Origin of the sequence: Vreelandella maris, from assembly GCF_013371085.1 — a bacterium.
Taxonomy (GTDB): Bacteria; Pseudomonadota; Gammaproteobacteria; order Pseudomonadales; family Halomonadaceae; genus Vreelandella; species Vreelandella maris.
The window spans coordinates 253,995-275,491 of the sequence record NZ_JABWCV010000003.1 but is presented as its reverse complement, the minus strand read 5'-3'; the positions used below and the strand labels follow the sequence as shown (position 1 = coordinate 275,491).

Sequence of the window (21,497 nt, the reverse complement as noted above, 5' to 3'; positions counted from 1 at the left end):
AAGTACACCTGGCTGCCCTTGAGTGCCTATCTCTCGTTTGAACGTCTACATGAAGAGGTACACCGCTTACTCGGTGGTTACGGAACTGATCACGCGATTAATTTTGAATAGGCACTTAGCAGTTTTAATATCGACTTAAATGACGGCGTAAATGATCGTTAAAATCACTGCTTAAATGGCAGCGCTTGATGGGCCGCTTCGCGATAGGCGCTGACATGCTCGCCCTCTTCCTGGCAAAACTGGGCGACACCGGCAGCAAGCCCCGGATGGCGAATATAGTGCAGCGAGCGCACTCGTTGAGGGGCAAAGCCACGCACCAGCTTGTGCTCACCCTGGGTGCCTGGATCAAACAGCGTTAAGCCATGCTGCAAACAGTACTCAATCCCCTGGTAGTAGCAAGCCTCAAAGTGGAGACAATCAGCGACGACCTCGCTTCCCCAATAGCGGCCATATAACGTGCTACTGCCACGAAAATAGAGCGCTGCGGCTACCGGGCGGCCTTCACTATGGGCCTGTACCAGCACTAGCGCGTCCGGCATGGTTTGGCGTAGTTGTTCAAAAAAATCATGGTTTAAATAAGGCGGACGACCACGCTCATGGTAGGTAATCGCATAGCAGCGATAGAAATGTGCCATATCGGCGGAGGTAATCGCCTCGCCTTCCAAACGCGATACCGTTAAGCCTTGCTCAGCGACTAAGCGCCGCTCGCGCTTGATCATTTTGCGTCGCTTTGAGGTCAGGCTGGCCAAGAAGCCATCAAAGTCGCCAAAACCACGATCACGCCACTGAAACTGGACGCCTTCACGGGTGATAAGCTCGGGGCACTGTGCCTGCCAAGCGGTGACATCCGCTTCATTGGCAAACAGCAAATGCCAACTTGAAAGGGCTTGGCTTGTGCACTGTTCACGCCATGCCTCGGCAAGAAACGCTCGCACTGCCGTGGCATCGGCGTGTTCAGCGATCAGCGTGCGCACGCCGGGTACCGGTGTGAACGGCACCGCGCTAAGCGCTTTAGGATAATAACGACCACCGGCGTGTTCTAACGCTTCCGCCCAGCCCCAATCAAACACATACTCACCGTAGGAGTGATGCTTGCGGTACATGGGCATCGCCGCGACTAGCTGCTCGCCTTGCCATACACTCAGATGACAAGGCTCCCAGCCGGTAGCCACGCTGACCGAGCCGCTGGCTTCAAGTGCGTGTAAAAAAGCATGGCGTAAAAAGGGCTGATCATTATCGACGAGTGCATCCCACTGGCTTGCCGTGACGGCCCCAATGGTGGGTAGAATAGTGAGCGACAGTGGATCTAACGGCATAGCACCTTCCAGGGAGTGTGGGGCTAACGCAATATAAGTTGCCAGCACCACTTTACACTAACTGACTGCATTAACCGTTTACATTAATCATTGTCGTCAGCCGTTTATAGCGACCATCTCTACCGACCAACTATACCGACATTGATACCCACGCTTATCACTCGCGCCGATAGCGGCGTACAAGGAGAGGCCATGAAGCGCGACCTAACGGGTGACTTCCAAACGCAGCGTCATGCTGCCGATCAAATGCCCTACCCGACGCTAACGGTGCGACGTGAACGACTAGCCCGCCTTGCGCGCATGACCAAGCATCACCAGCTAGAGATTATCCGTGCGATTCAAACCGATTTTGGTCAGCGCAGCGACGTGGAAATACGCATAGCCGAGATCAGCGCGGTACTACACGCCATTCGTCACGCAAGACTCAATCTATGGCGCTGGATGCGCCCTTGGGCGATCAGCATGCCCTGGCGGCTACTGCCAGCAAAGGCTCGCATTGCACCTCAACCACTGGGCGTTGTCGGCGTGATATCACCCTGGAACTACCCATGGTGTTTGTCGTTAATGCCGGTGGTTGACGCCTTTGCAGCCGGTAATAGGGTGTTGCTCAAACCTAGCAAGCACTCCCCCGCTACCAGCGCTCTATTGAAGCGATTAGTGCCGCAATACTTCACCCCTGAAGAGTTCAACGTGGTGGAGGGCGATGAGGAGGTCGCGCGTCGCTTTAGCGGCTTACCGTTTGATCACTTGATATTCACTGGCTCTACCGCGGTGGGACGGCAAGTCGCCCAAGCGGCGGCGGCGAATTTAACTCCAATCACGCTAGAGCTGGGCGGTAAATCGCCTGCTATCGTGGCGGGCGATGCCGACCTGGATCAAGCGGCCGCAGCGATTATTTTCGGCAAAGGCATGAACGGCGGACAAACCTGTATTGCCCCTGACTATGTGCTAGTAGAGAGCCGCCATATTAGCGGCTTGGTTAAGGCGTTAAGCCACGCCATTCAACAGCAGCGGCCCGACGATCATGCAGCCACGTCTGCCATTGATGCAGCTCATCAACAGCGGCAAGAGGCCATGCTAAAAGAAGCCCACGATCATGGCTGTAGAATCATTGACCACGGCCCGTATGCGCCTGCTCTGATTATCGACCCCCATCAAGACCTTCAGGTGATGCGTGAAGAAACGTTTAACCGCTGCCTACCGGTGATTGGTGTCAGTGATATAACGGCAGCTATCAACGTTGTGAATGCCCGCCCCCACCCATTAGCCCTTTACGCATTTACTCACGATAAAGGTTTACAGCAACAGTTGCTGGAAACCACTCGTTCTGGGGCACTGGTGTTTAATACGACGCTGCTGCATCACGCAGTGCCATCGTTACCTTTTGGTGGTGTAGGAGAGAGTGGCATGGGCGCCTATCACGGCCGCCACGGCTTTGAGCGATTAAGTCATTTACGTAGTATTTTTTATCAATCAAAACGCACACCTAGCCACATGCTTTATCCGCCTTACCGGCGCTGGCTAATGAAACTGATTGGGCTTGGTTAAAGCTTACGGGTTAATGTCCGATATTTAGTTATACATTGGCATAAAACCCTTATGGTATGTTTTATTAATTCTCAGCTTTGGAATAGTCATGCAAGCCACAGAAACACCTGATAATGAAACACAGCGTTTGGCGGCCTTGCATGCTTTACAGGTACTCGACACCCCTCTCGATACGGCTTTTGAGCGTATGACGCAATTGGCCCGTGACCTGTTTGATGTGCCTATTGCGCTGGTTTCATTAGTCGATCAAGAGCGCCAATGGTTTAAATCGCACCAGGGACTTGATACCTGTGAAACCAGCCGGGAAGTCTCTTTCTGCGCCCATGCCATTGCACTTGATGCGCCACTGGTGATCGAAGATACGCTTCACGACGAGCGCTTTAGAGATAACCCACTGGTCGGCGACCTGCCACATATCCGCTTTTACGCAGGTTACCCACTACGGCCATTAAATGGCATGCCGGTAGGCACACTGTGCATCATTGATCGCCAGCCTCGCGACTTCAGCGAACGTGACTTAATGTTACTCGGTAGCTTGGCCGGTCAAGTAGAAGAGCTATTACACCAGCATAAGTTGCAGGTGGACCTTACCCATACCGCGCGCCGTTTTGAGGCGCTGTTCAACAAAAGCGCCACCGCCAAGATACGTATTGATCACGCGGGCCTGATTATTGGTATCAACCCCTTCGCCCTGAACCTTCTCGGTTATGAAGAGAGCGAGCTACTCGGAAAAAATGTCGCTGTACTCACGCCCCCAGACATTAGCTCACAGCACGATTCGTTTATCGCCCGCTATATTGCTGGTCATGAGCCCAAAGTCATTGGGCGTGGCCGTGAAGTCGAGGCATTACATAAAGAGGGGCATTACATACCGGTTCATCTCGCGATTAATGCCATCCACGATGATCACGGAAAAGTGGTCGAGTTTTTAGGCGTACTCACCGATTTAACCGATGTTTACAACGCCAACCGCAGAATACGTAAAGAGCAGAACTTGCTCAAAGTGCTCCACCAGGGCGTTACCGACTATCAAGCATTAATGTCGGGAAAACGCCTATGGACCTTCTTAATGGAGGCGCTTCGCGACCTTACCGACAGTGACTACGCGCTGATCGGTGAAGTAATGCCCACCACGACCACCAATGCGCTTAAAATCCATGCGATTACCGACCTGTCCTGGAATGAAGAGTCTCGCCACCTGATGGAACGACTGCGTAGCGGCGATATGACGCTTACCAACCCAAAATCGCTACTTGGCCGCGTGTTTGCGTTTGGCGAAGTGATCATGACCAATGACGTTTATAGTCACACCAAACGCGGCGGTTTCCCCCCGGGCCACCCACCGCTGCATAATTACCTCGGTGTGCCGATATTCAGCGGCGAGCGGCTGATCGGTATGTTTGCCATCGCCAACAGTAAACAGCCGCTCAATCAGGCACTGCTGGATTGGTTGCAGCCGTTTACCGATACCTGTGCTCTGCTGATCAACCTTTACAGCCAAATGGCAGAGCGCGAAGAGGTCACCAAAGATTTGGCTAACGCCAGAGATCAAGCGGAAATAGCCAATCAGGCTAAAAGCGAATTTCTCTCCTCGATGAGCCATGAGTTGCGCACCCCGCTCAATGCCATCATTGGGTTTTCTCAATTGCTAGCCAAAGGACGGCGCGACCCACTGACTGAAAAGCAGCAGCGCCAAGTAACACAAATTGAGAAAAGCGGGCTTCATTTACTGAGTTTAATTAATGAGGTACTCGATCTCGCCAAAATAGAAGCAGGTCATCTGACGCTATCCATTGAGGCAATCGTAGTGGCCAACGTGATTGACGATGCTTGCAGTACGCTTGAGGCCAACATTGAAGCGGCGGGTATTACGTTACTTCGCACACCCCACCCTCCCCACTGGCAAGTCAGCGCAGACTACACCCGCACCAAACAAGTGCTGCTTAACCTGCTCTCCAATGCGATTAAATATAATAGTCATTACGGCACTATCGAAATCGCAGTAACGCAAGAGAGCGATGAGCTATGTATTAGCGTTACCGATTCGGGAAAAGGGATTGCTGCCGAGCGCCAACATGAGCTATTTGAACCGTTTAATCGCCTCGATGCCGAGCAGAGTACAACGGAAGGCACGGGTATCGGCTTAGCCATCACCCGCGAACTCATTGGTCGGATGCAAGGGCGCATCGGTGTGGAAAGCGCACCAGGAGAAGGATCCAGCTTCTGGTTTACGTTACCTATCAACGAACAGAGCCTACCGCAAGAAAACGTGCTGCCTAGTGAAGTCTCAGAAACCGCCAACGAGACTGAGCACATCTTCCAGCTGCTTTATATTGAGGACAATCCAACTAACCAACGGTTGATGGATGACATTATAGAAGACTATCCCAATATTGAGCTTCAGACGGTGTCCAGTGCAGAACTAGGGCTTGAAATCATGCGTCACTCGCCGCCTGATTTAGTGTTAATGGATATTCATTTACCCGGTATGAATGGCTATCAAGCGTTAGCGGAGATACAGAACACCCCCGAACTCCAGCATATTAATGTGATTGCCCTGTCGGCCAATGCGATGGATCGCGATCTTCGCTATGGTTTAGCCGCCGGTTTTGCTGATTACCTGACGAAACCCATCGATATCGAGAAGCTAAGCCGTACGCTTCACCAGTTTTTACCGACTGTGTTAAGGAAGGTGCCATGAGCCTTACCGAAAAACACCTGTTAGTTATTGATGACAACACGGTTAATATCGAATTATTGCTCGACCTACTTGACGAGTATGGCTTCGAGAATGTTCACGGTATCAATGATTCACGGGAAGTGCTTGGCCACTGTCAGTTGCAGATGCCTGACCTGCTACTGCTGGATATCCGTATGCCCTACTTAGACGGCTACGCGGTTATTGAGCAGTTGAGTGCCCACTTTGAAGAGCAGATGCCCCCGATCATTGTGCTCACCGCGCAAATCGATGATGCCACCCGTCAACGCGCTCTCGCTTTGGGCGTTCGTGATTTTATCACCAAGCCCTTTAAGCAGGATGAAGTCCTGCAGCGTATACGCAATACGTTGAACATTGAGCACCGCTATCAAATACGCGATAAGCAGGTCGATACGTTAGAACTGACGGTCGCTAAACGCACCCAAGAGCTTGATAGCCAGTCGCGCACTGACTCAATTACCCAATTACCCAATCGCCGCGGATTAAACCAGGCATTGCAAGCGGCAGCCCTTCAAGCCTCCGGCACAGGGGTATTGTTTATTGCGCTCGATAAATTAGATGATGTGGTGCGCCTGCACGGCTACCAGGTCGCCGACCAATTGCTGCGTCACATTAGCCAGCAGCTGCGACAACAGCTTAGCGCTGATTGCCTGCTCGGCTTATGGGGTGGCAGCGAACTCCTGGTTATCACACCAACGGCAGATTCAGCCAAGCTGACGCAACTGGCTGAACAGCTGTTGAGCTGCTTTGAGCAGGATCAGGCGTTGGATGAGCTGCTGCTTCCCCTTAGCGCACGTATCGGGATTAGCGGTGAAACGGGCCATTTTGAGACTGAACGCCTGGTGCATATGGCCGCCTTAGCGTTGCCGCCCCAAGGGTCGCTACGCATCCAATGCTATACGCCAGCGATTGAGGAGAAGCAGCGCCATCAGCTACACATTCAGCAGGCGATACGCGGTGCCACCGAACGAGGTGAAATGTCGCTCGCTTTCCAGCCCAAACTATCGCTGGCCGATCACAAAATTATAGGCGCAGAAGCACTCCTACGCTGGCACCATCCAGAGCTCGGTCTTATCTCCCCAGGCGAGTTTATTCCACTGGCAGAAGCCAGCGGTGATATTCTTGCCATCGGTGACTGGGTGCTCAATGAGGCGATGCGCTACATCAACCTTTGGCGGGCGCAAGGACTGCTCAATGACGACTTCCATATTGCCGTCAACGTGGCCGCACGCCAGCTAACGCGTAAAGACTTTGCCCAACAGCTACTGGCACGGCTTGAAGAGCAGCAGATTCCCCAGCGCTTCTTTGCCCTGGAAGTAACAGAATCCGGTTTGATGAGCGATATGGACCACGCTCGCCAACAGCTCGCGCAGCTGGCCAAAATGAATATAGCTGTTGCTATTGATGATTTTGGTACGGGCCAGTCGTCGCTGGCGTATATTAAAACGCTGCCCTTTTCGACACTCAAAATCGATCGTGCCTTTGTGATGGATCTGGAAACCAGCGCCATTGATCGCCAACTGGCGCAAACGATCACCCAGCTGGCACATAGTGTAGGTTGCGATGTGGTGGCAGAAGGCATCGAAAATTCCGCCCAAGCGGCGTATTTAAGCTCGATTGGCTGTGAGGCTGCACAAGGTTACTTTTACGCTCGCCCGCTGCCTGCCGAGGCCTTTGTGACCTGGTGCAGCGAATGGCAGCCGCTTCTTTCAACTTCTCCTAGGGAGGCCGTTAATGGCTCATGACTTACTTGACCGCTTACGCGAACGTTTAGAAGAACTCAATCGCTCGGAGCGTAAAGTCGCCAATGTAATTCTTGAGGACCCAACGGTCGCTACCAGCCTTAGCATTGCCAGCTTGGCTCAGGCGGCAAGCGTTAGTGAGCCTACAGTTAACCGTTTTTGTCGCAATTTTGGCGCCAAAGGCTACCCCGATTTCAAAATCAAGCTCGCTCAGAGTTTGGCTGGAGGCACACCTTATGTGACCCGGGCCGTGGAGCCTGGCGACACCGCCACCCAGTACACCCAAAAAATTTTTGGCGCCACCATAGCCGCACTAGACGAAGCACAGCGTGAAATCGACATGGCCGCCATCGAGCGCATGGTCGACTACCTCACCCAGGCAAAACAGATCCATATTTTTGGTTTGGGCGCTTCTGGCGCAGTGGCCCAGGATGCCCAACACAAGTTCTTCCGCTTCAACCTGCCGGTGATGGCCTACATAGACGTGCTGATGCAACGCATGGTCGCCGCCGCCTGCCATACCGGTGATGTGGTAGTGATTATCTCCTACACCGGCCGCACCCGGGAACTAGTGGATATTGCCCGCTTGGCGAGGGATGCCGGCGCCGTGGTTCTGGGCATCACCGCGCCCAATTCACCGTTAGCGCATGAGTGTACTGCCACGCTTGAAGTGGCCACGCCCGAAGACACCGACCACTACATGCCGATGACCTCGCGGGTAATCCAATTAACGCTGATTGATGCGCTGGCCACCGGGGTGACCCTGAGGCGTGGCGAAGACTTCTTACCCCACCTCAAGAAAATCAAAGACAGCCTACGCGACACCCGCTTTCCGGTGGAAAAGCCCGGCAAGTGAGTGGTGAGTGTTTACTCACTGACGGCGGCGGTCACGGTAACTTCCACTTTCAGCTCATCAGATGGCAGCGGTGCGCACACGCAGGTGCGCGCCGGGGCGTAGCCTTCTGGCACCCAGGCGTCCCATACCTCGTTCATGGCAGCAACGTCGCTGCCGTCTTTTAGATAAACCGTCGCGCTAAGCAGCTGCTCGCGGCTTGAACCAATCTCTTTCAGTAGCGCATCCACCCGCGCCAGCATGCTTTCCGTTTGCGCGGTAATATCGCCATTACGGGCCTCAGGGCCAGCCACTTGACCACACAAATAGGCAACCCCTTGGTGAATCACCGCACGGCTCATGCGGGCTTTCGTATCGTGGCGCTGAATCGTCATAGTGCAAACTCCCAATAAGTAGAAAAAAAGCAGTCTAAACCGCTTAGCTTACCTTTGACCATGCCAAAAGCATTAAGGCTATCAAAGCCGATCGGTAGGCACCGGGCGATGTTCAAAGACCCGCCGCAGGACAAAGCTCGTGTGCGCCCCCGTCACGCCTTCAATCCGGTTGATCACGTGCAGGAGCAGGTGCTGATAGTCGTCCATATCGCGCACCAGAATCTTGAGCTGAAAATCCGCCGCCTGACCGGTAATAATCAAACACTCAATGACGTTGGGTATCTCGCGAATATGGCGCTCAAAATTATCGAAGCGCTCCGGCGTGTGCTGATCCATGGAAATATGTAAAAGCGCCATCAGCTGATAACCCAGCTGGCGGGAATCTACCTCGGCACGGTAATGCAGGATTAAGCCATGCTCTTCCAGTGCCCTCACCCGGCGCAAACACGGCGAAGGCGAAAGCCCAATGCGATCGGCCAACTCCTGATTACTGATACGCCCCTCCTGCTGCACTATATCCAGGATATGACGATCAAAACGATCCAACACCAATGGCGACACGGACATAATAGGCAGCTCCTACCAAAATAGTTAATCATAACGACATATTATGCCAATTATGTTCTTGTTAACCCTATCTTCGCAAGAACCTAGCGCGGCAAACCTTTTACACTAATGAAGCTGCCAAAAGCAGTGAACAAGTTAACACGGTCGCCACAAGCAGCCGACTCAATCACTCAGCTACGATTAGGAAACCACCATGTCTGCTTTTGATCATCGCAAATATCGCCCTGCGCCCCGTGTGCCTGCCTTCAATCGCCAATGGCCGGATCGTGACCTTGATCACGCGCCGATCTGGGTGAGCGAAGACCTACGCGACGGTAACCAGGCGTTACTTGAGCCGATGACCGTTGAGCAGAAACAGCGCTTCTGGCATCAGATCGTTAAAGTAGGTATCAAAGAAGTCATGGTGGGCTTTCCTTCGGCCAGCCAACCGGACTACGACTTCGTGCGCTGGCTGATCGAAGAGGAGCAAATTCCTGATGACGTCACTATTGCGGTGCTGGTGCAGTGTCGCGAACACCTGATCGAAAAGACCTTTGCCTCACTGGTAGGCGCCAAACGCGCCATTGTTCACCTCTACAACTCCACCTCAACGGTTCAGCGCGAACGTGTCTTTGAGATGGATCGCGCTGGTATTGTGGATATCGCGGTACAGGGCGCCACCTGGGTTAAGACCTACGCTGATCGTTACCCGGACATTGACTGGCGCTTTCAGTACTCACCGGAAAGCTTTTCCAGCACCGAAATCGATTTTTCCCTGGAGGTCTGCGAAGCAGTCTTGGATGTCTGGCAGCCAACGCCGGACAACAAATGCATTCTCAACCTACCCACCACGGTGGAAGTGGCTGGGCCGCACCATCACGCCGACCAGATTGAGTACTTCTGCCAGCACATCAGCCGCCGCGACAGTGTGATTATCTCGGTGCATACCCACAATGACCGCGGGGGCGCAGTCGCCTCCGCCGAGCTTGCCCTGCTGGCCGGTGCCGAGCGAGTAGAAGGCACCCTGCTGGGCAACGGGGAGCGTACCGGCAATATGGATATCGTCACCCTGGCGATGAACCTTTATAGCCAAGGCATCGACCCTGAACTGGATCTTTCCAATCCTGATGAAATCATTCAGGTCGTCAACGAGTGCACCGGGATTGCGATTCACCCACGTCACCCCTGGGTGGGCGAGATGGTCTACACCGCTTTCTCAGGCAGTCACCAGGATGCGATCCGTAAATCACTCAAGCACCAGAAGCCCGACGAGCCGTGGCAAGTCGCCTATTTGCCCATTGATCCCCATGACATCGGTCGCGACTATCAGGCCGTCATTCGCGTCAACAGCCAGTCCGGTAAGGGGGGCATGGCCTTCCTGCTGGAACGCGATTACGGCATTAACCTGCCGCGCTGGATGATGCTGGCCTTGGCGCCTTACGTGCAGCAAGAGAGCGAAAAACGCGCCAGCGAACTCTCCAGCGAAATGATTCGCCAGGTGATGTTTGACCACTTCACCCAGGAAGCGCCGCTCTCACTAGTCGACTACCGGCTTTCCAAGGGTCAGCAGGAAGGCATTGAAGTCACGCTGCAACTAGGTGACGAAACGCTAAGTCTTTCAGGCAAGGGTAATGGCGCGATGTCCGCGTTTACCGATGCGTGGCAACGTCACTCCGGCAGCAGCGTAGGCATTATCGATTACAGCGAGCACTCCCTTGGTGCCAGCAGCGAGGCCAATGCCATTGCCTTCGTGCAGCTCAATATCGATGGTCAGCGGCTCTGCGCGGTAGCCGAGGATAGCGATACGGTAAGTGCATCGCTCAAGGCGATCATCGCGGGTATCAATTTCGCCGCTCAAACAGTGGCAAAGGAATCATCTTCCAAGGAAGCAGAGCTGACGCTGTAACCGCCGCTGCCACCTAAACCTCAACTGGCGATGTAGCCTGACTCAAGCAGGGATTCATCTACGTCGCCAGCAAACGTATCGAAGACAAATATTGCACACCCAACGCTACTTTCGGTATTTCTCACATGGATTAGCGCAAAATCAGCACCGGCAGCTGCGCTTTGCGCAACATCGTGGTGGTAGTACTGCCGACCAATAGGTGGCGAATTCGCGAGTGGCCGTAGGCCCCCATCACCAACATATCAATGCCGTTCTCTTGTTTGTAAGCACGTAGCGTTTTTTCTACTTCGCCTGCGCGGATGGCCCCTTCGGCAGTGTGACCGGCCTCGCGCAGTGTTTCTAATGCCCAGGCTAGCTGCGAGCGGTTTTCTGCGATTTCCGCACCCACAATCACCACGTGGCAGGTGGCGCCCTCAAATAGTGGGCTTTTAGCCAGCATTTCCACGCCTTTACGCGCGGTGTTACTGCCATCGAATGCCATCATCACGTTATGCGGCTGGGTAAACTGTTTCGGCACCATAAGAATCGGCCGGTGCATTTCCCGCACCACACGCTCAAGGTTGGAACCTAAATGGCCGCTGGCTTGGTGCGCCGTTTCGCCCCGCTTGCCGACTACCAGCAAGCGCACCTCTTTTTCGTTCTCGACTAACGTTTCCACCAGCGTACCGTTGCGCTGCAAGCACTGCGGCTCGGCAACGCCCGCGCTTATCGCACGCTCTTTGGCGGCGTCTAACAGTAGTCGCCCGCGTTCACGGGAGACTTTGGCATGCTGCTCTTCTATACCCGAGAGTTTTTCCAGCAGGTGCTCTCGGGTACCTAATCCTAGGTTACCGGTTAAATCCGGCTCGGTTACCTGGGCGTGATGATTATCGACGGTGTGGATAAAACTAAGCGGCGCATTCAGCGCTTTAGCGGCCCAGGCCGCATAATCACACACACCTTCTGAAAACTGAGAACTATCGATAGCGGCCAACACGCGATCTGACATGGAGTACTTCTCCTTGAGCGGGTGCATCAACATTGTTGTTATATTCTCGACCTTTTCTACACCAACTGATTGACGTGCGACACCCTAAAACGCTCTTGCGTGCTTCGGACGCTATAAAACGCACATGCTAAACTGGGCGGCCTATTTATTGAGCGCCTAAGGGGGAAGCATGAGTGATGGCTTAACAAGCGTACTGTTAGTCGCACTCGGCGGCGCGCTGGGTGGCATGGGGCGGTTTGCGGTTTCCAATCTACTGGCCCGCTATCTCGGTAAGGCCTTTCCCTGGGGAACCCTGGCGGTTAATGCCAGCGGCGCGTTTCTAGCGGGATGGCTACTCGGCAGCCTAGGTAGCGCCAACGCCCCCTCACCTTTATGGCTGTTCACTGTCGCCGGTTTACTGGGTGGCTACACCACCGTTTCTTCTTTTAGCCTGCAGACCATCGAGCTATGGCAAGGCGGCCAGCAACTGCGAGCCAGCGTGAATGTGGGGGCCACGCTGCTGTTTGGCTTAGCCATGGTCACCTTTGGCTGGTTGTTATCAGGCGCTTCTCTGTCAGGAGCGAACTTATGAGTGCCTGGAGAGCGTACCTTGCGGTGGGCATCGGCAGCGGCGTCGGCAGCGTGCTACGTTACGGCGTTTCGCTGTTATCGCAGGCGGCATTAGGGGGTTATTTCCCGTGGGGAACACTTATCGTCAACGTGCTGGGTTCTTGTTTAATCGGCTGGTTGGCTGCCACCTTCTCGCGCTCACCCCACAGCCCACTCGCGCGTTTGCAACCGTTACTGGTCGCCGGGTTTTGCGGGGGCTTTACCACCTTTTCGCTGTTTAGCTTAGAGACGCTGTATCTGGTGCAGGTGGGCAAACCAGCTATGGCGCTGGTTTATATAGTGGTCAGCCTGCCGCTTTGGCTGGGTGCCGCCGTGATGGGTGAACGCATGGCGCTTTCTCGTTAGCAAAAGTGTCAGCCAAAGGACGAGCCAGTATGCGCGATCAAATGGAAAAGCATCAGTCTTGGCTCTACCTGCTATTCATTGGTTTGGGATTAGCACTGGGCATCGGGGCGCCGGGGTTTGTCGAGCGGCTAGCGCCGTTAGTATGGCCCCTATTAGGCATGCTGCTGTATGCCACCTTTACCCAAATCCCCTTTCAAAACATTGCCCGCGGTTTCACTGACAAGCGCTTTATGGCGGCGTTACTGACCGGCAACTTTATCGCCATTCCCGCTTTTTTAGCGCTTTTCGTTTTGTGGCTACCGCTTTCTTCCGCAGTGCTGGCAGGCGTTCTGCTGGTACTACTGGTGCCCTGCACCGATTGGTTTATCACCTTTACGCATTTAGGCAAAGGCGATGCCGCCCGGGCGATGGCTGCCACCCCGCTACTGCTGCTGGTGCAGATGGTTGCGCTACCTATTTATCTTTGGCTGTTTTTAGGCAGTGAATGGTTTCAGTTAACGCTTTCTAAAGAGCTACTGAGTGCCTTTACCGGCCTTATTATTACGCCGTTAGTGCTCGCTTGGCTGACTGAATACCTAGCCCAACGCCGCCGCAGCATTAAACGCAGCGTTGCCTGCCTGGGGCTGCTGCCCGTGCCGCTATTGGCGCTGGTGGTGTTTATGATTGCCGCTTCGCAGGTTCACACTGTGATCGAGCTTAGCGAGGTGTTGGCTCAGGTCGTCTTTATCTTTATCGGTTTTTTACTCTTCGCGGCACTGCTGGGCAAAGGGCTAGGCAAGCTGTTTGCATTGCCCACCGCTAGCGCCCGAACCCTGGCCTTTAGCTTTGGCACGCGTAACTCCTTTGTAATGCTGCCTATCGCCCTGACGCTACCCAGCGCTTGGCAGGCCGCGGTAGTCGTGATTGTGTTTCAATCACTCATCGAACTCTTTGGCATGGTGGCATTCTTACGCTGGGTGCCTAGCAAGCTATTGCCAGAGAAAATACATTAACTGATGCGGTGATAGCCCCCCAACACCCCCTGCTTGCTCATCACCAACTGCCAGAGATGGATTTCCCGGGCGCGGAAAGCACCAGCGCAGCTTAATAAATAGTAGCGCCACATGCGATAAAACCCCTCGCCATACTGGTCTTTAAACGTCGGCCAGTGAGCCTCAAAGTTTTGATGCCAAGCCATCAGCGTACGGTCGTAATCAGCCCCAAAGTTATGTACATCCTCTACCACGAAAAGCGCTTCAGCAGCGTCCGTGACTTGCCCCATGGTGGGCAGCTCCCCATTGGGGAAAATGTACTTATCAATCCAGGGGTCGGTGACCGTATTACTTAGATTTTTGCCAATGGTATGCAGCAAAAACAGCCCGTCATCTTTTAAGCAACGGTTGGCGACACTCATAAATTCACGATAGTTTTTATGCCCCACGTGCTCAAACATGCCGATGCTGACAATGCGGTCAAACTGCTCGTGCTCATTACGGTAATCCTGCAAGCGAAACTCAACCGGCAAGCCTTTTTTGATCAGCCGCTGCCCGAACTCGGCTTGCTCCTTAGAGATCGTAAGGCCCACGCATTCAACGCCGTAATGCTCGGCAGCGTAGGCCATAAAGCTTCCCCAACCGCAGCCGATATCCAGCACGCGCATACCTGGCTTCAATTGAAGTTTTCGACAAATGAGATCTAGCTTGGCTTCCTGGGCTTCATCCAACGTTTGAGCATGTTTCCAGTAACCGCAGGTATACGTCATGCGTTGATCGAGCATGGCAGCATAGAAGTCATTACCCAGATCGTAATGCTTTTCGCCCACTTCCCATGCGCGCTTAACGGTTTGGCGATTTAGCAGGCGCGAACGTAATGAGTAATACACCAGTTGGGTAGGCTTGATACGCTGCCCAAGCTGGGCACGCATTAAGCGGTAAAACAACTCGTCTAGTTGCGCAGCGTCCCAATCCCCTTTCATATAGCTTTCGCCAAGCCCGAGGTTACCTCGCGAAAGGGCGCTATCGATAACACCGGGTGCTTTTAGCTGTATGTCCCAGGATCGTCGGCCATCCAACTGAATATCGGCTTGGGCCAGCAACTCGGCGACAAAACGATGGGAAGGAGAGGCTTCATCGAAGCCAACAGGGACTGTTCTCTCTAAGGTAGGCATATTCAAGGCAGGCTCCTCGCACTATTCCAGTGTGTGAATAGATAACAACCTGACTATCAGCATAGAACCGCATTGCAACATTAGCATTGTTAAATAAGCCACCTTAACGCTAATTAAATACAAAAAAACCGGCCACTCAAATTACGAGGGCCGGCTGCAGAGAAGAAGTCGCAATGCGAGCTAAACGGTGATGCGCTGCTGTTTAGTGAGCCTTAGCGCAAAATCAGTACCGGTATGCGGCTACCACGTAGCATGGCCGTGGTTGTGCTACCTACCAGCAAGTGGCGAATACGCGAGTGCCCGTAGGCGCCCATCACCAGCAGGTCAATGCTGTGCTCTTTTTCGTAGGCTTGCAGGGCTTCATCTACCTCGCCAGCACGAATGACGCCTTCAGCCTGGTGGCCCGCTTCGCGCAACGCAGTTAACGCCCACTCTAGCTCTGAGCGGCGCTCAGCCGTTTCTGCACCGACGATAAGCACATGGCACTCGGTGCCTGCAAACAGCGGTGAACCGGCGAGCATCTCGACCCCTTTACGGGCGGTTTTACTGCCGTCAAACGCCATTAAAATTTTTTCTGGCCGCTTGAAGGCTTTCGGCACCATCAGGATCGGGCGGTGCAGTTCACGCACCACCCGCTCAAGGTTAGAACCCAGATGCCCACTGGCTTGGTGGGCGGTTTCACCGCGCTTGCCCACTACCAGCAAACGTATGTCTTTCTCAAGCTCTAACAGGCTTTCCACCAGGGTGCCATTGCGCTGGCGCGTGGCGGGGTCGCTGACCCCATCTTCTATTGCGCGCTCTTTGGCGGCTTCCAACATCAACTTGCCTTGCTCGCGATTCACCTTCGCGCGCTGCTCATCAAGTTCGGAAAGCTCTTTCATCAGCCGTTCGCGGGCGCCGAAACGCAGGTTGCCGGAAAGGTTCTGCTCTTCGGGTACGCCTGAATGATTGTCGACCACATGCACAAAGGTTAACGGTGCATCCATGGCCAAGCTTGCCCAGGCGGCGTAATCGCAGACGTCTTCTGAAAACTGGGAGCCGTCAATAGCGGCTAATACTTGATCTGTCATGTTGCGCTCCTTGCGTTGGTTAGTGGCCGCCCATCAATTTTTCAACCGCTTCGGGGTCGTTATGAACCGCATAGCGATCCACTACCGTCGCGCTGGCCTCGCTCAAACCAACAAGCTCTACTTCAGTACCCTCACGGCGAAATTTAATCACGATCCGGTCCAGCGCTTGTACGGCAGTCACATCCCAAAAGTGTGCACGGGAAAGATCAATCGTCACTTTCTCGATACTTTCCTTGAGATCGAAAGCGGCCGTGAAACGCTCAGAAGAGGCGAAGAACACTTGGCCGACTATTTGATATTCACGCTCTTTGCCCGCTTCGATCTCTTTTGAACCGATGTAGAGAATGTTGCCCACTTTATTAGCAAAGAACAGTGCGGCAAGCAGCACACCGACAAATACGCCGATAGCCAAGTTGTGTGTGCTAACCGTTACCGCCACGGTAGCCAACATGACGATATTGGTGCTTAGGGGGTGTTTTTTCAGGTCTCGGATCGATTCCCAGCTAAAGGTGCCGATTGATACCATGATCATTACCGCCACCAGCGCCGCCATGGGTATCTGCGACACCCAATCTGACAGGAAGACCACCATCATTAAGAGCACAACGCCAGCAATCAGCGTCGATAATCGCGTCCGGCCACCGGACTTAATGTTAATAACTGATTGACCGATCATGGCACAGCCAGCCATGCCGCCCATCAGCCCGGCACCTATATTGGCAACCCCCTGCCCTTTACACTCGCGGTTTTTATTACTCGGTGTATCGGTCAGGTCATCCACAATGGTGGCGGTCATCATCGACTCAAGCAGGCCCACCACAGTCAGCATCAACGCGTAAGGTAAAATGATCCATAGCGTTTCCAGGTTCAGCGGCACACTGGGCCACAGAAAAACAGGTAGCGTATCGGGCAGTTCTCCCATATCACCGACACTGCGGATATCCATCCCACTAATCATATAGACCGCGGTTAGCACCACAATGCAGACCAACGGTGAAGGAATCGATTTACCGATGACGGGTAAATAGGGAAACAGATAGATAATGCCCAAGCCAGCCAACGTCATGGCATAAACATGCCAAGTCACGTCGGTCAGTTCCGGCAGTTGCGCCATGAAGATCAAAATCGCCAGCGCGTTAACGAACCCGGTGACCACCGAGCGCGAAACAAAGCGCATCAGGTCGGCAAGCTTTAGATAACCAGCCACAATCTGCAGCACACCGGTAAGCAGCGTTGCCGCCAGTAGATATTCAAGCCCATGTTCGCGCACCAGCGTCACCATCAGTAACGCCATAGCGCCGGTTGCCGCTGAAATCATGCCGGGACGACCACCGGTGAAGGCAATAATCACCGCGATACAGAATGAGGCATAAAGACCAACTTTGGGGTCAACGCCTGCGATGATTGAAAAGGCAATCGCCTCGGGAATCAGCGCGAGGGCGACCACGATTCCCGAGAGCGTGTCGCCTTTAATATTGGAAAACCACTCTTGCTTACTATAGAGAGACATTCAGGGAGTCCATGGCTGGAGGTTAAAATAGTACAAACCCTCGACGCGACACAGTGGCGCACGCAAGACGCGCGGTATCAGACTAATGAGCCAGTGCTGGAGCAATCTAAGGTTCGGCCCGCCAATCGGCGGAAGAATGGCAATAGCATGCCGTAACGCCATGACAACGCAATTAACGTGTCTAGACGTATCGCTTGGGGAGGGGGAAACCTAGGGCGGAGTCATCAGCCCTGAAGTGGGTAATGCTTGTGTTGAATTTGAAAAGGTCATTGCCGTTATGCCTTGCTGTCAGAAGAACGCTATATTTAATCGCGTTGTAATAAGCCGCCGCATTCTAGCAGCAATTATTGCGGACTGCACCCGTCCTACACCCTTTGCAGGGTGCCCTCTAGGTTCAATTTGGCGTACCATTGCGCCGCTAAAAGAGACATTTAATCCCAACTTTTCACGTTGAAGCGGCACGCCATTCCTTGCCACATAAGCATGCCGAATAAGCCTGCCGATTAAAGAGGAGCAGCACATGAGCCAATCTATTGCAGTCATCAAAGGCGACGGTATCGGCCCCGAAATTATGCAGGCCACGCTACGAGTACTCGACGCGTTAGATTGCGGCTTGTCCTACCAACATATTGACGCCGGCCTGGGCGCGCTTGAAAAGCACGGCACGCTGATTCCCCAGGAATCGCTGGATGCCATCGAAAAATACGGCATTGCCCTTAAAGGCCCGCTGACGACGCCGATTGGCAAGGGCTTCTCCTCAATCAACGTACAGCTACGCCGTCACTTTGATCTTTACGCCAACGTGCGTCCGGCGATTAGCTTCCCCGGCACTAAATCGCGTTACGACGACATCGACATGATCACCGTGCGCGAAAACACCGAAGGCGCCTACCTTTCCGACGGTCAGGAAATGATCGATGACGGTAATACCGGTATTTCGGTGATTAAAGTCACCCGCAAGGGCTCTGAGCGTATTGTGCGCTACGCTTTTGAGCTGGCCAAAAACAAGGGCCGCAGAAAAGTCACCGCGGTACATAAAGCCAATATCATTAAAACCAGCTCTGGGCTGTTCTTGGACGTGGCGCGTGAGATCGCCAAAGAGTACCCCGAGATCGAATTTCAGGAGATGATCGTCGATAACGCCTGCATGCAGCTGGTGATGAACCCGCATCAGTTCGATGTTGTGGTCACTACCAACCTGTTTGGCGATATTCTCTCTGACCTATGTGCTGGCTTGGTCGGCGGCTTGGGCCTGGCGCCTGGTGCCAACATCGGCGAAAAAGCGGCAATTTTTGAGGCCGTACACGGCTCCGCGCCGGATATCGCAGGTAAAAATATTGCTAATCCCTGTGCCCTGCTGCTGGCTGCCGCGCAAATGCTCGATCACCTGGGCATGAACGAGAAAGGCGACGCTATCCGCCAGGGTATTCGTACCGTGCTGGAAACCCGCCGCGATATGGTGACCCCCGACATGGGCGGAACCGGCAGCACCGATTCCTTTGCCCAGGCGTTGGTCGAGTACGTACAGGGCTAGTTCATAACTAACCAGGTGGTTTGTCTTAAACGTCGTTAAAGCGGTAACGTAATAAATGCAACGCATTGAGGGTGACCAGCACGGTCGCCCCGGTGTCCGCCATTACCGCGACCCACATCCCCGTAATTCCCAGCGCGGTAGAGACCAGAAACAGCGCTTTAAAGCCAAGCGCCAAGGCCACATTGGTTTTAACATTACGCATGGTCGCCCGGGAGAGCGCAATCATTTCGGCAATGCCCGCTACGCGGTTTTTAAGCAAAGCGGCGTCGGCGGTTTCTAGCGCCACATCGGTGCCGCTGCCCATCGCAATACCTATTTCCGCTGCCGCGAGCGCCGGTGCGTCGTTAATACCATCGCCCACTTTACCTATCGGCCCAAGACCTTGTGCCTGCCACTGGCGCACACGCTGGGCTTTGTCTTCGGGCATCAGCTCGCCTTCGGCTTCAATGCCCAACTGCTCACCAATGGCGGCCACGGTGCGGGCGTTATCTCCACTAAGCATCAGGGCCTGTACGCCTAGGCGCTCAAGCGCTTGGAGTCCTTCGCGAGCATCTTCACGGGGCTCATCACGCAAGGCAATCAGCCCTAACGGGCGCTCATTTTCTACCTCTATTTCTATCAAGACGGCCACGCTTTTACCCTGCGCTTCCAGCGCGGCAATGCGCTTATCGCCGTCACTGGTGGGCCAGTTGAAACGTTGCAAGTAGCGCGGACTTACCAGCATTAACTCACGCCCATCCACCCGCCCAGCAACGCCATGCCCTGCTAGCGCATGGGCACCTTGCACAGTAGGCAGCGGAGCATCCTGCTGCCGGTGAAAATACTCACTAATCGCCACGGCGAGGGGGTGGCTCGAGCCCTGCTCCAGCGCAGCGGCGAGACGCACTATTTCATCCCGCCTGTTTTTATCAACACTGCCGTCAGTTTCAAAGCTCTCAACATCTGTCACCGTGGGCATGCCCGCGGTTAGCGTGCCGGTTTTATCCAGCGCGACCCGTTTAAGCTTGCCTAACTGCTCTAATACCGCGCCGCCTTTCATTAACAGGCCGTGACGAGCGCCCACCGACAAGCCTGCTGCAATGGCCGCGGGGGTCGAGATCACTAGCGCACAGGGACAAGCGATCAACAGCAGCGCCAGGGCGCGGTAGATGGATTCCGACCACAGCATTGGCGACACCAGCGGCGGTATAATAGCGACCAGCAGCGCTACTGCCACCACCGCAGGCATATAGTAAAAAGCAAAGCGGTCGATAAAACGCGCCACCGGTGCTTTCGCCGCCTGGGCCTCCTCCACCAGCTTGATCACTCGGGCAATTGTATTGTTTTCAGCGCTTTTGGTTACCTCGACCTCCAGCACGCCGTCCAGGTTGACGGTGCCCGCAAACACTCCCTCGCCTTCACCACGCTCACTCGGCACCGATTCACCATTGACTGGTGATTCATCAATTGAGGAGCGTCCCGCCATAATAAGTCCATCGCAGGGTAGCCGGTCACCAGGGCGTACCTGCACCCGCTGGCCGGGCTGAAGTAAAGCGGCAGCGACGTCACGAATGCTGCCTTGCTCCATTAATCGCGCGGTAGAGGGCGTCAGCTTAGAAAGCGCGGAAATACTGCGGCGCGCCTGGGCGGCGGCAACCCCTTCCAGCATTTCCCCCACCGCAAACAAAAACACCACGACCGCGGCTTCGGCGGCGGCGTTAATCGCCAGCGCCCCAATGGCGGCAATGCTCATCAGCATCTCAATGGTGAATGGATTCCCCATCTTCAGCGCCTGCCCAGCACGCTGAACAATCGGCACAAGGCCAACCACCGTTGCGACGACAAACGGCCAAGTGCCCAGGCTAGGCCAGGCAAATTTAAGCGCCCAAGCAAGCGCCAGCAATACCCCACTCACAAGCACTAAACGCCCTTTAGGCGTTTTCCACCAAGGCGTATGAGTGGTCGCTTCAACCGTGTCCGCCGACTCATCAATTACCTGGTAACCCAGCGCAGTGATGGTCGACTCTATCTCGGAATGGGGCAGCTTTTTCCCAGGCGGCGCGGTCAATCGTACCGAGCCGGCGACAGAACTCGCAGAGACTTCTTCGACATGGTTTAAGCGCGTTAGCGCCGCTTCGACCTTACGCTCGCAGCCGCCACAATCCATGCCCTGCACTCGCAGGGTGGTGGGCGTGTTCGTCGCTTGAGGGGATTTGTCTTGTGTGGTTTTAGCAGGGGTCGTGTGACTCATCGCATGGAGCTCCCAGTTCGACTATCTTAAGGGAAGCGTAATACCTGTAGCGACTAGAGGT

17 protein-coding genes and 1 pseudogene are annotated in these 21,497 nt (G+C 54.3%); 10 read left to right on the top strand and 8 right to left on the bottom strand.

The genetic code is table 11. The annotated features are described in order from the left end of the window. Positions 1-111, top strand: a pseudogene (locus HUO07_RS03895) (IS630-like element ISHsp2 family transposase); the annotation flags it as partial. Positions 112-164: 53 nt separating this feature from the next. Here the strand turns inward: HUO07_RS03895 and HUO07_RS03890 are convergent. Continuing rightward, positions 165-1,316: a GNAT family N-acetyltransferase gene (locus tag HUO07_RS03890; protein ID WP_176302457.1), complete on the bottom strand. Its 1,152-nt coding sequence runs from the start codon at positions 1,314-1,316 to the stop codon at positions 165-167. A 192-nt stretch (positions 1,317-1,508) separates the two neighbouring features. On the opposite strand from HUO07_RS03890, the gene HUO07_RS03885 reads away from it, so the two are divergent. The 4 genes from HUO07_RS03885 (at position 1,509) to HUO07_RS03870 (ending at position 8,181) form a co-directional block, all read left to right on the top strand. Next, positions 1,509-2,864, top strand: a complete 1,356-nt coding sequence (locus HUO07_RS03885; RefSeq protein WP_176302456.1) for an aldehyde dehydrogenase family protein — start codon at positions 1,509-1,511, stop codon at positions 2,862-2,864. A gap of 88 nt (positions 2,865-2,952) precedes the next feature. Beyond that, on the top strand, positions 2,953-5,565 hold the full coding sequence (locus tag HUO07_RS03880) for an ATP-binding protein (RefSeq protein WP_176302455.1): 2,613 nt from the start codon (positions 2,953-2,955) through the stop codon (positions 5,563-5,565). Next, positions 5,562-7,328 carry a two-component system response regulator gene (locus HUO07_RS03875; RefSeq protein WP_176302454.1) on the top strand — a complete coding sequence of 589 codons (1,767 nt, stop codon included), beginning with the start codon at positions 5,562-5,564 and terminating at the stop codon, positions 7,326-7,328. The genes HUO07_RS03880 and HUO07_RS03875 overlap by 4 nt, the downstream gene beginning before the upstream one ends. Next, a complete protein-coding gene (locus HUO07_RS03870; protein ID WP_008956315.1) occupies positions 7,318-8,181 on the top strand; it encodes a MurR/RpiR family transcriptional regulator in 864 nt (287 codons plus the stop codon). The genes HUO07_RS03875 and HUO07_RS03870 overlap by 11 nt, the downstream gene beginning before the upstream one ends. Positions 8,182-8,192: 11 nt before the next feature. Here HUO07_RS03870 and HUO07_RS03865 read toward each other — a convergent pair whose 3' ends face one another. Together HUO07_RS03865 and HUO07_RS03860 are read right to left on the bottom strand one after the other, a co-directional pair. Beyond that, a complete protein-coding gene (locus tag HUO07_RS03865) occupies positions 8,193-8,552 on the bottom strand; it encodes a RidA family protein (RefSeq protein WP_176302453.1) in 360 nt (119 codons plus the stop codon). An 81-nt stretch (positions 8,553-8,633) separates the two neighbouring features. Beyond that, positions 8,634-9,119 carry an Lrp/AsnC family transcriptional regulator gene (locus HUO07_RS03860; RefSeq protein WP_008956313.1) on the bottom strand — a complete coding sequence of 162 codons (486 nt, stop codon included), beginning with the start codon at positions 9,117-9,119 and terminating at the stop codon, positions 8,634-8,636. Positions 9,120-9,312: 193 nt separating this feature from the next. Here HUO07_RS03860 and HUO07_RS03855 point away from each other — a divergent pair, with 193 nt between their 5' ends. Beyond that, entirely contained in the window at positions 9,313-11,004 is a 1,692-nt protein-coding gene (locus tag HUO07_RS03855; protein WP_176302452.1) for a 2-isopropylmalate synthase, read from the top strand. A gap of 130 nt (positions 11,005-11,134) precedes the next feature. Here HUO07_RS03855 and HUO07_RS03850 read toward each other — a convergent pair whose 3' ends face one another. Further along, positions 11,135-11,992 (bottom strand): universal stress protein, encoded by an 858-nt coding sequence (locus HUO07_RS03850; RefSeq protein ID WP_176302451.1) that lies wholly within the window; start codon positions 11,990-11,992, stop codon positions 11,135-11,137. A 169-nt stretch (positions 11,993-12,161) separates the two neighbouring features. Between HUO07_RS03850 and crcB (HUO07_RS03845) the strand changes: the two genes are divergently transcribed. From crcB (HUO07_RS03845) to HUO07_RS03835, 3 genes are read left to right on the top strand one after another with little or no spacing between them, the layout of a single operon-like run. Beyond that, on the top strand, positions 12,162-12,563 hold the full coding sequence (crcB, locus tag HUO07_RS03845) for a fluoride efflux transporter CrcB (RefSeq protein ID WP_176302450.1): 402 nt from the start codon (positions 12,162-12,164) through the stop codon (positions 12,561-12,563). After that, a complete protein-coding gene (crcB, locus tag HUO07_RS03840) occupies positions 12,560-12,946 on the top strand; it encodes a fluoride efflux transporter CrcB (protein WP_176302449.1) in 387 nt (128 codons plus the stop codon). Before crcB (HUO07_RS03845) ends, crcB (HUO07_RS03840) begins: the two co-directional genes overlap by 4 nt. Positions 12,947-12,975: 29 nt before the next feature. Then, a complete protein-coding gene (locus tag HUO07_RS03835) occupies positions 12,976-13,938 on the top strand; it encodes an arsenic resistance protein (RefSeq protein ID WP_176302448.1) in 963 nt (320 codons plus the stop codon). Here the strand turns inward: HUO07_RS03835 and cfa are convergent. The 3 genes from cfa to HUO07_RS03820 form a co-directional block, all read right to left on the bottom strand. After that, positions 13,935-15,098, bottom strand: coding sequence for a cyclopropane fatty acyl phospholipid synthase (gene cfa / locus HUO07_RS03830; protein WP_101145197.1), 1,164 nt, complete (start codon positions 15,096-15,098; stop codon positions 13,935-13,937). The two genes, HUO07_RS03835 and cfa, sit on opposite strands and share 4 nt — an antisense overlap. A gap of 206 nt (positions 15,099-15,304) precedes the next feature. Next, the gene (locus HUO07_RS03825; RefSeq protein WP_176302447.1) at positions 15,305-16,162 is read right to left on the bottom strand and encodes a universal stress protein; all 858 of its coding nucleotides are present in this window, start codon (positions 16,160-16,162) and stop codon (positions 15,305-15,307) included. A gap of 19 nt (positions 16,163-16,181) precedes the next feature. Beyond that, complete coding sequence (locus HUO07_RS03820; RefSeq protein WP_176302446.1) at positions 16,182-17,672, bottom strand: SulP family inorganic anion transporter; 1,491 nt, start codon at positions 17,670-17,672, stop codon at positions 16,182-16,184. 520 nt (positions 17,673-18,192) lie between these two features. Here HUO07_RS03820 and HUO07_RS03815 point away from each other — a divergent pair. Next, positions 18,193-19,206 carry an isocitrate dehydrogenase gene (locus tag HUO07_RS03815; RefSeq protein WP_176302445.1) on the top strand — a complete coding sequence of 338 codons (1,014 nt, stop codon included), beginning with the start codon at positions 18,193-18,195 and terminating at the stop codon, positions 19,204-19,206. A 25-nt stretch (positions 19,207-19,231) separates the two neighbouring features. Here HUO07_RS03815 and HUO07_RS03810 read toward each other — a convergent pair whose 3' ends face one another. Beyond that, positions 19,232-21,436, bottom strand: coding sequence for a heavy metal translocating P-type ATPase (locus HUO07_RS03810; RefSeq protein WP_176302444.1), 2,205 nt, complete (start codon positions 21,434-21,436; stop codon positions 19,232-19,234). Positions 21,437-21,497 lie beyond the last annotated feature (61 nt).

Coding starts and splice junctions, on each gene's coding strand:
- HUO07_RS03835 (WP_176302448.1), top strand. CDS start 12,976: ATGCGCGATCAAATGGAAAAGCATCAGTCTTGGCTCTACCTGCTATTC.
- HUO07_RS03810 (WP_176302444.1), bottom strand. CDS start 21,436: ATGAGTCACACGACCCCTGCTAAAACCACACAAGACAAATCCCCTCAA.
- HUO07_RS03815 (WP_176302445.1), top strand. CDS start 18,193: ATGAGCCAATCTATTGCAGTCATCAAAGGCGACGGTATCGGCCCCGAA.
- HUO07_RS03860 (WP_008956313.1), bottom strand. CDS start 9,119: ATGTCCGTGTCGCCATTGGTGTTGGATCGTTTTGATCGTCATATCCTG.
- HUO07_RS03870 (WP_008956315.1), top strand. CDS start 7,318: ATGGCTCATGACTTACTTGACCGCTTACGCGAACGTTTAGAAGAACTC.
- crcB (WP_176302449.1), top strand. CDS start 12,560: ATGAGTGCCTGGAGAGCGTACCTTGCGGTGGGCATCGGCAGCGGCGTC.
- HUO07_RS03885 (WP_176302456.1), top strand. CDS start 1,509: ATGAAGCGCGACCTAACGGGTGACTTCCAAACGCAGCGTCATGCTGCC.
- HUO07_RS03825 (WP_176302447.1), bottom strand. CDS start 16,162: ATGACAGATCAAGTATTAGCCGCTATTGACGGCTCCCAGTTTTCAGAA.
- HUO07_RS03880 (WP_176302455.1), top strand. CDS start 2,953: ATGCAAGCCACAGAAACACCTGATAATGAAACACAGCGTTTGGCGGCC.
- HUO07_RS03850 (WP_176302451.1), bottom strand. CDS start 11,992: ATGTCAGATCGCGTGTTGGCCGCTATCGATAGTTCTCAGTTTTCAGAA.
- HUO07_RS03890 (WP_176302457.1), bottom strand. CDS start 1,316: ATGCCGTTAGATCCACTGTCGCTCACTATTCTACCCACCATTGGGGCC.
- HUO07_RS03865 (WP_176302453.1), bottom strand. CDS start 8,552: ATGACGATTCAGCGCCACGATACGAAAGCCCGCATGAGCCGTGCGGTG.
- HUO07_RS03855 (WP_176302452.1), top strand. CDS start 9,313: ATGTCTGCTTTTGATCATCGCAAATATCGCCCTGCGCCCCGTGTGCCT.
- HUO07_RS03820 (WP_176302446.1), bottom strand. CDS start 17,672: ATGTCTCTCTATAGTAAGCAAGAGTGGTTTTCCAATATTAAAGGCGAC.
- HUO07_RS03875 (WP_176302454.1), top strand. CDS start 5,562: ATGAGCCTTACCGAAAAACACCTGTTAGTTATTGATGACAACACGGTT.
- crcB (WP_176302450.1), top strand. CDS start 12,162: ATGAGTGATGGCTTAACAAGCGTACTGTTAGTCGCACTCGGCGGCGCG.